Origin of the sequence: Streptomyces sp. NPDC002896 (assembly GCF_040295225.1) — a bacterium.
GTDB lineage: Bacteria > Actinomycetota > Actinomycetes > Streptomycetales > Streptomycetaceae > Streptomyces.
In genome coordinates, this window is record NZ_JBEOVA010000023.1 from 18,142 (window position 1) to 32,930 (window position 14,789).

Annotated in this window: 12 protein-coding genes; 5 read left to right on the forward strand and 7 right to left on the reverse strand. The window is 69.6% G+C overall.

Features of this window, described 5'->3' with window-relative positions; genetic code table 11:
• Window positions 1-25 precede the first annotated feature (25 nt).
• Window positions 26-1,456, reverse strand: coding sequence for a 2-oxoadipate dioxygenase/decarboxylase (gene hglS, locus ABT009_RS32720; protein WP_351303229.1), 1,431 nt, complete (start codon window positions 1,454-1,456; stop codon window positions 26-28).
• A gap of 28 nt (window positions 1,457-1,484) precedes the next feature.
• Entirely contained in the window at window positions 1,485-2,660 is a 1,176-nt protein-coding gene (locus ABT009_RS32725; protein WP_351303231.1) for an NAD(P)/FAD-dependent oxidoreductase, read from the reverse strand.
• A gap of 174 nt (window positions 2,661-2,834) precedes the next feature.
• On the opposite strand from ABT009_RS32725, the gene ABT009_RS32730 reads away from it, so the two are divergent.
• Both ABT009_RS32730 and ABT009_RS32735 read left to right on the forward strand, forming a co-directional pair.
• Window positions 2,835-3,746 carry a LysR family transcriptional regulator gene (locus tag ABT009_RS32730; RefSeq protein ID WP_351303233.1) on the forward strand — a complete coding sequence of 304 codons (912 nt, stop codon included), beginning with the start codon at window positions 2,835-2,837 and terminating at the stop codon, window positions 3,744-3,746.
• Between the two features lie 275 nt (window positions 3,747-4,021).
• Window positions 4,022-5,431, forward strand: a complete 1,410-nt coding sequence (locus ABT009_RS32735; RefSeq protein ID WP_351303507.1) for an amino acid permease — start codon at window positions 4,022-4,024, stop codon at window positions 5,429-5,431.
• Between the two features lie 71 nt (window positions 5,432-5,502).
• Here the strand turns inward: ABT009_RS32735 and ABT009_RS32740 are convergent, their stop codons facing one another.
• Complete coding sequence (locus ABT009_RS32740; RefSeq protein ID WP_351303236.1) at window positions 5,503-6,456, reverse strand: LysR family transcriptional regulator; 954 nt, start codon at window positions 6,454-6,456, stop codon at window positions 5,503-5,505.
• A gap of 120 nt (window positions 6,457-6,576) precedes the next feature.
• On the opposite strand from ABT009_RS32740, the gene ABT009_RS32745 reads away from it, so the two are divergent.
• Entirely contained in the window at window positions 6,577-9,483 is a 2,907-nt protein-coding gene (locus tag ABT009_RS32745; RefSeq protein ID WP_351303239.1) for an FAD-binding and (Fe-S)-binding domain-containing protein, read from the forward strand.
• A gap of 73 nt (window positions 9,484-9,556) precedes the next feature.
• Entirely contained in the window at window positions 9,557-10,705 is a 1,149-nt protein-coding gene (locus tag ABT009_RS32750) for a Glu/Leu/Phe/Val family dehydrogenase (RefSeq protein WP_351303242.1), read from the forward strand.
• A 142-nt stretch (window positions 10,706-10,847) separates the two neighbouring features.
• On the opposite strand, the gene ABT009_RS32755 is transcribed toward ABT009_RS32750, so the two are convergent.
• From ABT009_RS32755 to ABT009_RS32765, 3 genes are all read right to left on the reverse strand, one after another.
• Complete coding sequence (locus tag ABT009_RS32755; protein WP_351303245.1) at window positions 10,848-11,120, reverse strand: transposase family protein; 273 nt, start codon at window positions 11,118-11,120, stop codon at window positions 10,848-10,850.
• Entirely contained in the window at window positions 11,089-11,985 is an 897-nt protein-coding gene (locus ABT009_RS32760) for an RNA polymerase sigma-70 factor (protein ID WP_351303248.1), read from the reverse strand. The genes ABT009_RS32755 and ABT009_RS32760 overlap by 32 nt, the downstream gene beginning before the upstream one ends.
• A 250-nt stretch (window positions 11,986-12,235) precedes the next feature.
• On the reverse strand, window positions 12,236-13,435 hold the full coding sequence (locus ABT009_RS32765; RefSeq protein WP_351303509.1) for an NAD(P)/FAD-dependent oxidoreductase: 1,200 nt from the start codon (window positions 13,433-13,435) through the stop codon (window positions 12,236-12,238).
• Window positions 13,436-13,905: 470 nt separating this feature from the next.
• Here ABT009_RS32765 and ABT009_RS32770 point away from each other — a divergent pair, with 470 nt between their 5' ends.
• Window positions 13,906-14,139, forward strand: coding sequence for a hypothetical protein (locus tag ABT009_RS32770; RefSeq protein WP_351303251.1), 234 nt, complete (start codon window positions 13,906-13,908; stop codon window positions 14,137-14,139).
• Window positions 14,140-14,222: 83 nt separating this feature from the next.
• On the opposite strand, the gene ABT009_RS32775 is transcribed toward ABT009_RS32770, so the two are convergent.
• Window positions 14,223-14,780, reverse strand: a complete 558-nt coding sequence (locus tag ABT009_RS32775) for a dihydrofolate reductase family protein (protein WP_351303254.1) — start codon at window positions 14,778-14,780, stop codon at window positions 14,223-14,225.
• Between the last annotated feature and the right edge of the window lie 9 nt (window positions 14,781-14,789).

Consider the following 14,789-nt stretch of genomic DNA (forward strand, 5'->3'; position numbering starts at 1 on the left):
GGGGTGAGGAGGGCGGATCGGCGGGTCATCCGAGCGCGCCGTCGAGGTCCAGCTCCCGGGCCACCTGGGCGAGGGAGTGGTTCTGCTGCTGCTCGTAGAGGGCGAAGGGGTCGAGGACTTCGCGGTCGATGGCGCCGGAGAGCCATGCGCTGTCGTAGGCGGCACCTTCCTGGTCGTTGTCCCTGGAGCCCTCACCGCTGAGGTTGGACTGGAAGATGCCGGCCGCGGAGCGGGGCAGGAAGTCCTCGTAGACGACGGGTTCGGCTCGCACCCAGCCCTGTTCGAGAAGCTCGCCGAGGCCGGTGGGCGGGTGGCGTCCGTCCCGCGGCCGGCCGGGCGCGACCTGGTAGGTGAAGTACGCCAGCCCCTGGGTGGCGAGTTCGTGCTCGCTGCCGGGGACGTGCTCGGCCCACAGGGCCCGGGAGAGTTCGGTCCGGTCCTCCCCCAAGCTCTCGGCTTCGCTCGAGCAGGGGGGACCCCCATCGGGGTGAAGGGCTGCCTGCTCGTCGACGAGGGCGAGCAGGTGGTCGTAGAGGGTCCGGCCGTCGCGGGTGAGGGCGATGCCGCGGGCTTCGACCTCGCCGAACCGCACGCGCAGGGCGCCGCTGATCACGTTGCCGTCCGGGGTGCGCAGGGCACGGGGTTCGGCCAGCGCCCGGAAGGACGTCTGGCGCAGCAGCACGTCGGGACCCTTCCAGTTGGGGGGTCCCTGAATGGTGTCGATCATCTCGATGCCGCGCTCGGTCATGCGCCGGTAGAGCTCGTCGATGTCCAGGACGCGCGGGGTGAGGTGGTTGATGTGGGTGCTGCGCACGCCGCCGATGTCCGCGGCGACGGCGGAGACCTTCTCCAGGGTCTCGTACCAGGCCTTGTCGATCGGCTCGGTGGACAACTCAAAGGCCTGGACGGCGAGTTGGAGGAAGCGTTCGGCGTCGGCGTCCGGCAGTTCCTTGTCGGCCTCGGCCCGGTCGGCCAGGGCGAGCAGCTCCGACGGGAACAGCTCGCGGCCGGCGAGGAAGGTCTCCAGGCGGGAGCGCAGATCGGCGTCGAAGAACCGGGGGTCCGCGGGGGTGAGCATGGACGTAAAAACGCGGAAGGGGTTGCGTGCAAGCTCGTCGCCGTCGACGGGACGGAACGCGGTCGACACGACGGGCACCGCGCTGGAGGCGGCTTCACGCAGGTCGTAGAAGCCGACCGGGTGCATGCCCAGGGCGCCGAAGACCCGGGCGACCTGCTGCAGTTCACCGGGGGTGCCGACGCGGATGGCGCCGTGGCGTTCCGCGGTCACGCGGCTGATGGAGCCGAGTCGTTCGGCGTCGGCACCCTGCGCCCGCAGGACGTCCTCGTTGACCTCGCGCGAGACGTCCACGAGCGTGGTGTAGGCGGGAACCTCCCGCCCGTACATGTCCGAGAGCCGGGCGGCGAAGGCCGCTCGCAGCTGCCACTGGCTGATCATGGAAGGGTCTGCCTTTCGAACAGGGGGTTCACACCACGTGGGCTTCGGGGCGGGTCTCGGCCCCGGTCCGGAAGCGGTCGGCGCTGAGGGGGGAGATGTCGACGAACGGTTCACGGTCCAGGTAGAGGTCGCGCATGATCTCGCCGACAGCGGGTCCCTGCAGGAAGCCGTGGCCGGAGAACCCTGCGGCGTACAGGAAGTTGCCGAGCTCGCTCGAGCGGCCGATCAGGGCGTTGTGGTCGGGGGTGACCTCGTACAGTCCGGCCCAGCCGTCGGCTACCTCCATGTCGGCCAGTTCGGGTGCCCGGTGGCGTGCGACGTCCCTGAAGAGCTCGAGCCACTCCGGGGTCCAGGTGGTGTCGAAGCCGTCCGGCTGGTCGGGGTCGGCCAGGCCGAACAGCAGGCCGTCGTCGCTGTTGTGGAAATAGGCCGACGACGCGAAGTCGATGGTGAAGGGAATGCGGGGTGCGGGGGGCGTGAGCGGCTTGGTGAAGGCGAGCTGGCGGCGTACCGGCCGCACCGGCAGGCTGATGCCGACCATGTCGCCGATCTGCCCCGACCAGGCGCCCGCCGTACAGATGACGGTGGAGCAGGCGATGCGGCCGCGATCGGTGTGGACGGCGGTGACCCGGTCGCCGGCGGTGTCGATGCCGGTCACGTTGGTATGCGTGGCGAAGGTGACACCGGCCCGGGCCGCGGCGTCGGCGTATCCACGGACGACCAGGCCGGGGCGGGCGTGGCCGTCGGTGGGCGAGTAGACGGCGGCTACGAGTCCGTCGGTGCTGATATAGGGACACAGCTCGCGGGCCTCGTCCGGGTTGACCATGCGGCTGGGGACGCCCAGATCGTTCTGCGTCTTGACGCTCACCTCGAACTCCGCGGCCTGCCGGTCGGTCGTGAGCAGGAAGAGGTAGCCGACGCTGTCGAGGCGGATGTCGGCGCCGGGGCGGTGCGGGAAGTCCTGGAAGGCCCGCAGGCTCCTGCTGCCCAGTTCGATGTTGAGCGGGTCGGAGAACTGGGCGCGCACGCCGCCGATCGGCTTGCCGGAACTGCCGAAGCACAGGTCGCCGCGCTCGACCAGAACGATGTTTTTCACCCCCGCTTCGGCGAGGTGGAACGCGGTGCTTGCACCCATCACGCCACCGCCGATGATCACGACATCGGCGGTCGGGGGAACGGTGCGGAAGGTGGATGACGTGGACAAGAGGCCGTCCCTTCCAGAGGCCGACGCCAGAGCTGAAGAGGGATCAGTTCGGGGCGTGGCTTGGGCTGTCAGTGGGTGGAGAGACGCTGATCAGCTATCTGCCCGTCATCGTGGCGCAACCCAACCGTTGACGTCTATGAACAGTTAGTGCATCTGATCTATTAGGGTCTCTATATGGACTGGACGAGTTCCCAGCTGCGTTCCCTGGTGGAGCTGACCAGGCGCGGAACCATCACCGCGGTGGCCCAGGCCCTGGGCTACACCCCCGGCGGGGTCTCCCAGCAGATCGCCGCGCTGGAGAAGGCCACGGGCATGGAGCTGCTGCAGCGGGTGGGGCGCCGGGTGGAACTGACCGACGCCGGGATGACGCTGGCCCGTCATGCCGAGCGGATCCTGTCCACGGAGGCCGAAGCCGTCGAGGCCCTGGAGCGCAGCCGGGGCGAGATCTCCGGGGTGCTGCTGGTCGGTCTGTTCGCCACGGCCGCCGCCGAGATCCTGCCGCTGGCCCTGCAGCGGGTACGCGAGGCCCACCCGGGACTCGCCGTGCACAGCCGCGACATGGACGTGGACGAGGTGTACGACGCTGTCGCCTCCGGCGCCGTGGACCTGGCGCTCGGCCTGGACTATCCCGATGTACCCATCCCCCGCGATCCGGCCCTGCGAGTGATGCAGCTGTACGGGGAGCGGTTCTCCCTCGCGGTGCCCACCGGGTGGATGGACGGCGAAGAGATCTCCTTGGCCGACACCCAGAACCTGGTATGGATCCTGCCGTCCGCCGACAGCTACTACGGCCGCGCGGTGCGCACCGCCTGCCGACGGGCGGGCATCGAACCCGATGTCCAGCACGAGGTGACGGACACCGCGGCCACCCTGGCGCTGGTCGAGGCTGGTATCGGGGTCAGCACCGTGACGAATCTGATGCTCAGGCTGCGCGCCTCGCGGTTCGACGTGGTGCGGCTGCGCGAGAGCGTCGAGCGGCACATCGTCGTGGTGTTCCGCTCCTCCGCAGAGCGCCGCCCCACGGTGGCCGCGCTGGTCGACGTCCTGCGGGCGGTGGCCGGAGCCCGGCGCGATCCACCGAGGTAGAGCCGCGCGACCTGTGCGCATCAGTGTTGCTTGCCCTCAGGGACGGAAGCTGTCGGGCTCAACCCTCTTCTGCTGACGGAGACCTGTGCGTGATGGTTTCGGGCCAGTGGTGACCCCCGCCACGACGGCGGCCGGTCGTGCCGCCGTTGCCTCACAGGGAGCGAGCGATGTCCCCCAACCACACCCCGAAGTCCGGGCTTCCCGCCTTGCTGGGAAGAGGACCGCAGGGAGTCTTCAGGCGAACACTTCCCTCCGAGCAGCCCACCGGTGAGCGCATGGTGCGCACGCTCGGTCTCACCCAGCTGACGATGATCGGCATCGGCGCCATCATCGGGGCGGGCATCTTCAGTCTGGCCGCGGCCGTGGCCCGGGACGTCGCCGGTCCCGCCGTTCTGATCTCGTTCCTGGTGGCCGGGGCCGCGTCGCTGTGTGCGGCCTTCGCCTACGCCGAATTCGCCGGCATGGTTCCGAAGGCCGGCTCGTCCTACACCTACTGCGCCGCCGTCCTCGGGGAGATCGTCGGCTGGATCGTGGGCTGGGACCTGCTGCTGGAGTACACCGCCATCGTCGCCGTCGTCGCGATCGGCATGTCGGGCTATCTGGGGTTTCTGCTGGACGCCGTCGGCATCCACCTGCCCACCTGGGCCCTGGGTGCCCCCGGCACAGGGGCCGGACACAAGATCGACCTACTCGCTGTCGTGATCTGTCTCGCGGTGGCCTGGCTGCTGACCCGCGGCACCCGCACGTCGGCCCGCGTGGAGACGGTGCTGACCATTATCAAGATCGCCATCGTGCTGCTGGTGATCGTGGTCGGCTTCACCAAGGTCAACGCCGACAACCTGCACCCCTTCGCGCCGTTCGGCCTCGGCGGGGCCTTCACCGGCGCTGCGACGGTCTTCTTCGCCGTGTTCGGCTACGACGCACTCAGCACGGCCGCGGAGGAGTCGGTGGAGGCACAACGCAAGCTGCCCAAGGCCATGCTGCTCTCGCTGGCGATCTCCATGGCCCTCTATGTCCTGGTCTGCATCGTGCTCACCGGCATGCAGCACTACACCGAACTGAACCCGGGCAGCGGCATCTCCAGCGCCTTCGCAAGCGTCGGGCTGAGCGGGCTGGCCAACGTCATCGCGGTCGGCGCGGTCATCGGCATCGTCACCGTGACCTTCTCCTTCATGATGGGCGCCTCCCGCCTGTGGTACGCCCTGAGCCGGGACGGGCTGATGCCCGCATGGTTCGGCGCCATCCACCCCAAGCGCAAGGTCCCCCACCGCGCCACCTGGGTCATCGGCGTCGTGTCCGCTCTGCTGGCGGGGGTGCTGCCGATCAACGCCGTTGCCGAACTCACCAATATCGGGGTGCTGCTGGCCTTCGTGGTGGTCTCCGCTTCCGTGCTGATCCTGCGCTACAAGAAGCCCCACCTCAAGCGCGGCTTCCGCTGTCCGGGCATGCCGGTCGTGCCCGTCCTCGGCATGGTCTTCTCGGTTTGGCTCATGTCGTTCCTGGAGTGGGAGACCTGGGTGCGGCTGGGAGGCTGGCTGGTCGTGGGCCTGGTCATCTACGCCGCCTACGGCTATCGCCGCACCCGCAAGGTCATGCCCGGCGGCTCGGTGGATCTCGACGCCCTTGACGAGATGTCCGACTCCGACGAGCCGGAGCCTCGGCCCGAACCCGTACCGGCCCCGTAGCCGTCGGGCTGTCGACGCTGGTACGGCGGTCCTCCCTGGCCCGGGACACCGGGGAGGTACCGCCGAAGTGGTCACGCCGACTCGGCCGGATGCAAAAACGGCTCATCGGCGGGCACCGCCCGACGCAGGGCGTCCAGCACGGTGGCAAGCAGCGGATTACTGTTCTCGCTCCGATGCAGGGCCATCACCTCGCGATGTGCGGAACGCTGGGTGAGCCCGGTGGCCTCGATGCCTTCGCTCGGCGCGTGGCCGAGCGCCGGGACCACCGCCACTCCGAACCCCGCAGAGACCAGCTCCCGCACCACGTCGTAGTTGTTGCTGCGGAAGGCGACCGCGGGATCGTACCCGGCAGCCGCGCACAGCCTGTTGAGCGACAGGGCCCCGGCGGTGCCCTCCCGGCTGGTGATCCAGCGGGCGTGCACCAGGTTCGGGAGCTTCGCGCTCAAGCTGCTGTCGCGGGCACGCAGCAGGACAAGGTCTTCACGCAGGAGCAGGTGGCGGGTCAGGCCGTCGGGCCACTGCCGCGGGCTCAGCCCGTACTCGTAGACCAGTGCGACATCCAAGTCGCCATTGCTGAGTGCGGCGATGAGCTCTTCGGGCTCGCCCTCCTCGAGCTGTATCTGCGCGCGCGGATGGGTTTCCACGAGCGCCGACAGGGCGGAGGGCACGAGCCGGACGCCGGCGGTCGGGAAGCTGCCGAGCCTCAGCCGGCCGGTGGCGCCGCTGGCGAGCTCCTGCACCTCGTAGTCCAGATCGTCCAGGGCGGCCAGCACGCGAGCGCCGAGGTCGACCAGGCGGTGCGCCGCGGCTGTCGGACGGATCCCATGGGCCTCCCGCTCGAACAGGACCAGCCCACTCTCCTTCTCCAGGGCGGAGATCTGCTGGGAGATGGCAGACGCGGTGTAGCCGAGGTCGCGGGCCGCGATGGCGAACGACCCGCTGCGGACGACGGCCTTCAGCGTGAGCAGGTGCAGGGGCTTCAGCAACGTGGACTCCTTGGAGAGCTCGACGGCGAGCATAAGCATCTATTGCCCTGGCAGGTCAATTCTTTCGCGCTGCTGGGCCTTGTGGGCCGCCCTGCCCGACCCACATCGTGGGGAGGACCTGGTCGAACGTGACTGGTGAGCAATGAAGGAGCAAGCACAGTGACCACGACAGTTCAGGGCAGCGGCAGCCTCGATGCGACGGCTGTGGCCGCAGCTCTCGTCCAAGGGGACTGCGGCGAGGTCGCCGGGGACGCCGGCCGCCGGGCACAGTACTCGGCCGATGCCTCGAACTACCGTCAGGTCCCGCTGGCGGTGGTGTTCCCCCGCGAGCGGCAGCACGTCCTCAACGCGATCTCCGTCTGCCGACGTCTGGGTGTGCCGATCACATCGCGTGGAGCGGGCACCAGCACATCCGGGCAGGCGGTCGGATCGGGTGTGGTGCTCGACTTCTCCCGCTACTTCAACCGGCTGCTGGCTCTGGACCCGCAGGCACGGACAGCGACGGTGGAGCCCGGCATCGTCCTGGACGATCTGCAAACGGCCGCTTCCGGGCACGGCCTGCTGTTCGGCGCCGATCCGTCCACCCACAGCCGCTGCACGCTGGGCGGCATGATCGGCAACAACGCCTGCGGGACCCATTCCGTCGCCTGGGGCCGCACCGCGGACAACGTCCTGGAACTCGAGGTGGTCACCTACCGGGGCACCGTGGTGCACCTCGGCGAGATGACCAAAGACGAGATCGACGACGCCATGGCCGCGGGCGACGACCGCGCACAGCTCATCGCGTCCCTGTACCGCCTCGCCCAGAACAACCTGGCGGTACTGCGCACCAAGCTGGGGCAGTTCCCGCGGCAGGTCTCGGGCTACGCCCTGGAGCACCTGCTGCCCGAGCGGCGCTTCAACCTCGCTCGGGCCCTCGTCGGCAGTGAGGGCACTCTGGCCGTCATCCTCTCGGCGACCGTCCGCCTCATCTCCCCGCCCCCGGCACGGGCATTGGTCGTCCTCGGCTTCCGTGATGCCTGCGCCGCGGCAGATGCGGTACCCGCCCTGCTGAAGCACCGACTGCTGGCCCTTGAAGGACTCGACCAAGCGCTGACCGACATCGTCACGCGGCCGGAGACGCGCGCCGCGATCGACACCCTGCCCGCTGCCCAGGCCTGGCTGTTCGCCGAACTCGGAGGCACCGCTGACGAGCTGCCCCTCCGGGCCACAGCTCTTTCCGAGACCGCACGGCAGGCCGCGGGATTCACCGGCAGTGAGGTCATCATCGATCCCGCGCGTGCCCGGCGGCTGTGGCGGATCCGCGAGGACGGAGCAGGCCTGGCCACGCGTCTGCCCGACGGCTCCGAGGCTTGGCCCGGCTGGGAGGACGCCGCCGTCCCACCCGACCAACTGGGCTCCTACCTGCGCCAGTTCACCCGTCTACTGAAGCAGCACGATCTGCAGGGCGCGGTCTACGGGCACTTCGGCGAAGGCTGCCTGCACGTCCGCATCAACTTCGACTTCACCACAGAGCAGGGCACCGCTGTCTTCCGTGCCTTCGTCATCGACGCCGCCAAACTGGTCTCCACGCACGGCGGTTCCCTTTCCGGCGAACACGGCGACGGCCAGGCCCGCTCCGAACTGCTGCCCCTGATGTACGGGCCCGACATCATCGCCCTGTTCGAGGAGTTCAAGAACATCTGGGATCCGGACAACGGTCTCAACCCCGGCATGATCGTGCGGCCGCTGCCGGTCGACGGCAACCTCCGGGTCAGCCCGCACCGCACCCCGCTGCCCCTCACCACGGTCTTTCCGTTCCACGCCGACGACGGCGACTTCGCCAAGGCCACCCGCCGCTGCGTCGGCGTCGGCAAATGCCGCTCCGCCAGTCACCGCGGCGACGTCATGTGCCCCAGCTACCGCGTGACACTGGACGAGAAGGACTCCACCCGTGGCCGCGCACGCCTGCTGTACGAGATGACCCAGGGCGAAGTGATCACCGACGGCTGGCGTTCCACCGAAGTCCGCGACGCCCTCGACCTGTGCCTGTCCTGCAAGGGGTGCAGTGCCGACTGCCCGGTCGGCGTGGACGTCGCCACGTACAAGTCGGAGTTCCTGTACCACCACTACAAGGGCCGTGTCCGGCCCGCCTCGCACTACACCATGGGCTGGCTTCCGCTCCTGTCCCGGTTGGCCGCCCGGATGCCACGGCTGGTCAACGCGCTCACCTCCTCCCGGCTGGCCCCGCTCATCAAGCGGCTCGGCGGCATCGCCGTCCAGCGCGATATCCCACGCTTCGCGCACGAGACCTTCCTCGCCTGGTTCCGCGCCCGCATCCCTGCGGGCGACGGGCATCGCGGCCCGGTCATGCTGTGGGTCGACTCCTTCAACAACCACTTCACGCCCGAGGTCCTCAAGGCCGGGGTCGCCGTGCTGGAGAGCGCCGGCTTCCGCGTCCAGGTCCCGGACGGGACCCAGTGCTGCGGACTGACCTGGATCACCACCGGGCAGCTGGGCATCGCCCGCCGCATCGCCCAGCGCACCGCAGCCGCTCTCGCCCCCGCCGTCGAGTCGGGCATGCCGGTCGTCGGCCTGGAACCCAGCTGCACCACAGCGCTCAGGAGCGACCTGCCCGAACTCCTTGACGGCAACGACAACGCCCGCGCCCTCGCCCAGGCCACCGTCACCCTCGCCGAACTACTCGTCCATCACGCACCCGACTGGCAGCCCCCGCGCATCGACGCCCGATCGATCAGCCAGACCCACTGCCACCAGCACGCCACCTCCGGCTTCAGCGCCGACAGTGCACTGCTGCGCCGCATGGGCGTCGACAACACCACGCTCGATTCCGGTTGCTGCGGCCTGGCCGGCAACTTCGGCTTCGAACGCGGCCACTACGACGTCTCCGTCGCCGCAGGCGAACAGGTCCTGCTACCCGCCGTACGGGAAGCGGCCCTCGACACGCACGTCCTCGCCGACGGTTTCAGCTGCCGCACCCAGATCGCCCAGCAGACCGACCGCACCGGAACCCACCTCGCGCAGCTCATCGCCCGCGCACTGCCCCCGGCCGACACCTCCGCCTGACCCGCACCACACCTCCTCCACCGACACCGACACCGACACCGACACCGACACCGACACCGAAAAGGAACACGCTGTGACTGACGCACTCTCCCTCGTCGACGACTGGGGCCCCGAGAAGATCGTCGTCGTCTCCCACCGACGCACCGGCATGAAAGGCGTCCTGGTCATCGACAACACCGCCCGAGGCATAGGCAAGGGCGGAACCCGCATGAGCCCCCACGTGACCGTCAGCGAAGTAGCCCGCCTCGCCCGGGTCATGACGTGGAAGTGGGCCAGTGTCGACCTCTTCTACGGCGGCGCCAAGGCCGGCATCGTCGCCGACCCCGCCTGCCGCGACAAGGAGGCGATCCTGCGTGCGTTCGCGCGGGCGCTGTCCAACGAGGTGCCCCGCGAGTACGTGATGGGGCTGGACATGGGGCTGACCGAGAGCGACGCCGCGATCATCCAGGACGAGCTGGGCGACCGCGGAGCCGCCGTCGGCACACCCGAACACCTCGGCGGCGTGGCGTACGACAAACTCGGCGTCACCGGCTACGGGGTCGCCGAGGCAGCCGATGCCGCAGCCCAGCGCCAAGGGCTGCCCCTGACCGGATCCCGCATCGCCATCCAGGGCTTCGGCGCCGTCGGCAGCGCGGCCGCCCAGCGCTTTGCCGAGCTCGGCGCCACCGTCGTCGCGGTCTCCACCGCGCACGGTGCCCTGCACGACCCCAGCGGCCTCGACATCGAAGACCTCCTCGCCGCCCGCCAGGAGCACGGCGACCACTTCGTCACCCGCCTGAGCCGGGGCACCACGCTCCCTTCCGGCGCGGAACTCACCGTGGACTGCGATGTCCTGGTGCCCGCCGCGCTCCAGGACGTCATCGACCACACCACCGCGCACGAGATCAAAGCCAAGCTCGTCGTGGAAGGCGCCAACCTGCCCACGTCCGCGGACGCCCAGGCCATCCTCGCCCAGCGCGGCATCACCGTGATACCCGACTTCATCGCCAACGCCGGAGGCGTCGTCGCCGCCGCCTTCGCGATGGACGCCCGCTACTCCGGGTTCCGGCCGGACACCGCCACGATCTTCAAGACCATTTCGACCAGGCTGCGGGCCAATACGGTCACTGTCCTCGACGAAGCCGAGCGGAGAGACGTCACCCCGCACGCCGCCGGCCGCGGTCTCGCCGAAGAACGCGTCCGCACCGCGATGCACAGCAAGGGACGCATCCCCCTCAACTGACCACGCGGGGACTCCATACGGGCCCATTGAGACGTTGCCATCTTGAAAAGCGCTGGTCAGTGGGGCTGGTGTGAGCCGGGGATGGGGTGCTCGTGCTGGTTGTCCGACTGATCGTGCTGGGGTGATCGTCTGCCGCGTCGAGTCAGCGGCTCATCTCCGCGTTCGTCAGGACGAGGAGGGCGCGCAGGAGGGTGGTGGCGTGCTTCGCGTTCAGACGGAGCTTGGTGAGTACGCGCCAGTTCTTCAGGTCGGCGAAGCCGTGCTCGTTCGCCGCGCGTTCCCGGCTGACCAGCCGGTTCGCTTGCTTCTCGGCGGCGGTCAGCGGCTTGTTCCGCGACGCCTGCGCTACCGCGCACCTCGGTCGGCCGTGTCGCGGGGGACGGTCAGCGGGAGGTGAGGGGCGTTTCGGACTCAACGCGGGTGAGTTTTTCGGGGTTGCGGACGTAGTAGAGGCCCGTGACGCGGGCGTTCTCCACGCGGAAGGCCAGCACGCCGTCGATCACGCCGTCCACGCGCAGGATGAGTCCGGGGTTGCCGTTGACCGTCGTGGGCTCACTGGTGAAGGAGCCGCCGGCCTTTTCGACACTGCCGGCCATGTAACGGAGCACCTTGTCGGCGCCGACGACCGGCCGCAGGGCCGCCAGCTTGAGGCCGCCGCCGTCGCTGACGAAAATAACGTCCGGGGCGAGTACGTCGAGCAGGCCCTGCAGGTCCCCGGTCGCGAGCGCGCGCTGGAACGAATTCAGCGTTGCCCGGGTTTCTTCCGGGGAAACCGGTGTGCGCGGCCGGCGGGCGTCGACGTGCCGGCGGGCGCGGCGGGCGATCTGGCGTGCGGCGGCGGGGCTCTTGTCGATCGCGGCCGCGATGTCGTCGTAGCCAAAGTCGAAGACCTCGCGCAGCACGAAGACGGCGCGTTCGGTCGGTGAGAGGGTTTCGAGGATGAACATGATTGCCAGCGACAGGTTCTCGGACAGTTCGACGTCCTCGGCCACGTCCGGCGCGGTGAGCAGGGGCTCGGGCAGCCAGGGGCCGACGTAGGCCTCCTTGCGCCGTTTGAGGGTGCGCAGCCGGTTGAGCGCTTGCCGGGTCGTGATCCGTACCAGGTAGGCGCACTGGTCCCGCACCTGCGCCAGGTCGACCTTGACCCATCGCAGCCAGGCCTCCTGGAGGACGTCCTCGGCGTCCGCCGCCGATCCGAGCATCTCGTAGGCGACGGTGAACAGCAGGTCGCGGTGGGCGACGAAGGCCTCCGTCGCGGGGTCGGTGACGTGGTCGTTCATGTCGTGCGCTTCACTCTCTCGTGGTCGGCCCCATGGGCGGGAAGCAGGCCGTGGACCATGTACCCAGTCTGATGACGGGGTCGTCGGCAGCAGCCTCCCCACTGATCAGGCCGCGTGGGGCGGGCTGGTGGGAATGGCGCCCCGGCGCCGGGCCACGGCATACGAGGCCGCGGCGTTGTGTGCTTGTCACTCCGGCTCGGTCCTCCTTGGGCCGGACCGGTCGGTCCGGCCCAAGGAGGGGACTTGGCGGCTAAGCCACGCGTCGGGTGCCGGACGGCGTCGTGCGGTCTTCCGATTGCGGCGATTCCAGGCGGTCGGTGCTGTCGCCGTGGGATGCGCGGGAACTGGCCTTGCGTGCCCCGGACACCAACTTATTGAGGGTGAACCGGCAGGCGATCTCCTTGACGCCGGCACCGAGCCCCCCGCTGATGCGGAGCGCGTTCACCTTGTCGTTCAGGTAGGAGAACTGGGTGACGCCCTCGTTTCGGCCGAGACTGAGGCACTGCCCGGCGAAGAACATCCGGACGGGAGCGGCTTTTTTCCCCGCGATCCGGCGCAGGATCGTGGCGGCGGCTGCCGGGCCCAGCTGTACGGCGGCCTGGCAGCTCATCCGGAACGGCCGGTCCGTCATCACCGCCGCGTCCCCAGCGGCGACGATGCGCACGTCGTCCACACTGGTCAGCGTCGCGTCGGTGACCAGGCGGCCTTCGGTGTCGGTGCGCAGCCCGCTGCGGGCGGCCAGGTCCGGGACGCGGAATCCCGCGGTCCAGATCGTCACCGCGCTGGGCAGCTCGCGGCCGTCGTCGAGCTGTACGCCATCGCGTGTCACTTCCGTCACCCGCGCGCGGGGACCTTCGAGGACGGTCACACCCAGCTTGGCGAGCCGGCGGGCGACCGGGCGGCGGACCCGGGCATGCAGGGAGGGGCCGAGCACGTCGCCGCAGACCAGGGTGACCTTGTGACCCGCTTCCGCCAGCTCGGCGGCGGTCTCCAGGCCGGTCGGGCCGGCCCCGACCACGGTCACCGGAGCCGACGTGGGCGTCGCGGTCAGCGCCGACCGCAGTCGTTCCGCCCCCTCGAGGTCCGACACCCAATGTACGAACTCTGCCGCTCCGGGCACGCCGGGATCGGCGGCGCCGCTGCCCACCGCGTAGACGAGGTAGTCGTATGAGACCGTGCCACCGCCCGCCAACGACACCCGGCGCTCGGCAGCGTCGATCCGGGTCGCGGTGTCGACCACCAGCCGGACGTTCCCGCCCAGAACCTCATCGAAGCCCTCGACCGCGTCATCGGAGCCGGTCACGAGCTGGTGCAGGCGGATCCGCGAGACGAAGTTGGGACGCGGATTGACCAGGGTCACCGACATGCCATCGCGCCGAGCCAGGCTGTTGGCCGCCGTCACGCCCCCGTACCCTCCGCCGATCACGACTACCTCGACGTTCCCGTTCATCATGTCTCCCTCGCGTTGTGGACTCGGCATTGAGACACCAGCCGCGCATCCGGTGTGACAGCTCGCGGATGAGACGTAGCCCACATCGGGCGCGGCGGAAACGCTGCCTCTTCCGCCGCGAGTGGCGTGACGCGGCCCTGATGAGTCGGGCAGGGGCTGGGGAGTCTCGCGGTAGCAGGCGAGTGGGGCCCAGCCCGCTGTATTCGGCCTGACACGGCTCGGTGGTGGCCGCGCGGGCGACATCCGGACGACCAGTGGGCGGCTGACGAGCATTGAGCTGATTCCTCTTGAAGTTGCTGGTCACGGGGCTGGTATGGGTTCGGTATGGGCTGCTCGTGCTGGTCGGTGGTGTGATCGGTAGCAGGTGATCGTCTGCCGTGGGCCGGTTTGCCGGAACCGCGCGCCCTGGCCGTCGTCGGCACCTACTGTCCGCAGGACACGGGGAGTTCGCGGGCGGGAGGAATCTGCTGGTGGCCGAGGTGCTGACGTGGGTGATGCAGCGGCGCATCGTGCTGGCCGAGCGCGTGGAACAACTGCGCAAGGAGCTGGCGGAGACCGAGGCCGAGGTGGCCCGGCCGGAGGCGGCAGAGGTGGTGATCGGCCACTTCATCGAGGCCAAACGCGCGGGCGAGGCGGACGATGCCGTCATGGACGCGGAGCTGGAGCGCGTCACCACGGCGCCCGGGCGGGCGGCATGCTGCTGATCCCGCCGCGTGGACCTCGCGGTAGTGCCGATCAAACACCTCGGGGTCGGCCGGCGTCTCGTACAGGGCGAGGAATCGAACCGTCATCGTGCTGCCCTCCCGTACCGTGCGAGGACGGCGGCGCCGGCCTGCTCGGCCGACAGGCACTCCAGGTACGCGGGCGGGCCGCCGGCGGGGAAGAGCCGATCGCCGGTGCCGAGGATCGTGGGGAAGGTCAGGAGCCGGTACTCATCGATCAGGTCCTCGGCCATCAGTGCGTGCACGACGCTCAGGCTGCCGGTGATGATCACATCGCCCCGCTCGCGCTTGACGGCGTCGACGAGGTCGCCGTCGATGACCTGTGAGTTCGCCCATGCCGACACGTCAGTCAGCGCCCGGGAGGCGACCAGTTTCGGCACGGCGTTCATCCGCGCGGAGAACGGGTCGTCGCGTCCCGGCCAGAGCCGCGAGAACAACTGCCAGGTGGTGCGCCCCAGCAGCATGACCCCGTCGTCCAGCGCACTCCCGAGCCGGAACTTGTCCCCGGCGACCGTCTCGGGGCCGTGCCGGAACGCCCAGCCGCCGGTCGGCGTGTTCCCGGACCCGTCCGGGTCGGACACGATCCCGTCCAGGGTGATGAACTCAATGACGATGACGCTCACGATGGGTGT

What these genes read in the sequence shown, in the direction of transcription:
- ABT009_RS32760 (WP_351303248.1), bottom strand. Translation starts at nt 11,985, where the DNA reads ATGAACGACCACGTCACCGACCCCGCGACGGAGGCCTTCGTCGCCCAC.
- ABT009_RS32765 (WP_351303509.1), bottom strand. Translation starts at nt 13,435, where the DNA reads ATGAACGGGAACGTCGAGGTAGTCGTGATCGGCGGAGGGTACGGGGGC.
- hglS (WP_351303229.1), bottom strand. Translation starts at nt 1,456, where the DNA reads ATGATCAGCCAGTGGCAGCTGCGAGCGGCCTTCGCCGCCCGGCTCTCG.
- ABT009_RS32740 (WP_351303236.1), bottom strand. Translation starts at nt 6,456, where the DNA reads ATGCTTATGCTCGCCGTCGAGCTCTCCAAGGAGTCCACGTTGCTGAAG.
- ABT009_RS32730 (WP_351303233.1), top strand. Translation starts at nt 2,835, where the DNA reads ATGGACTGGACGAGTTCCCAGCTGCGTTCCCTGGTGGAGCTGACCAGG.
- ABT009_RS32735 (WP_351303507.1), top strand. Translation starts at nt 4,022, where the DNA reads ATGGTGCGCACGCTCGGTCTCACCCAGCTGACGATGATCGGCATCGGC.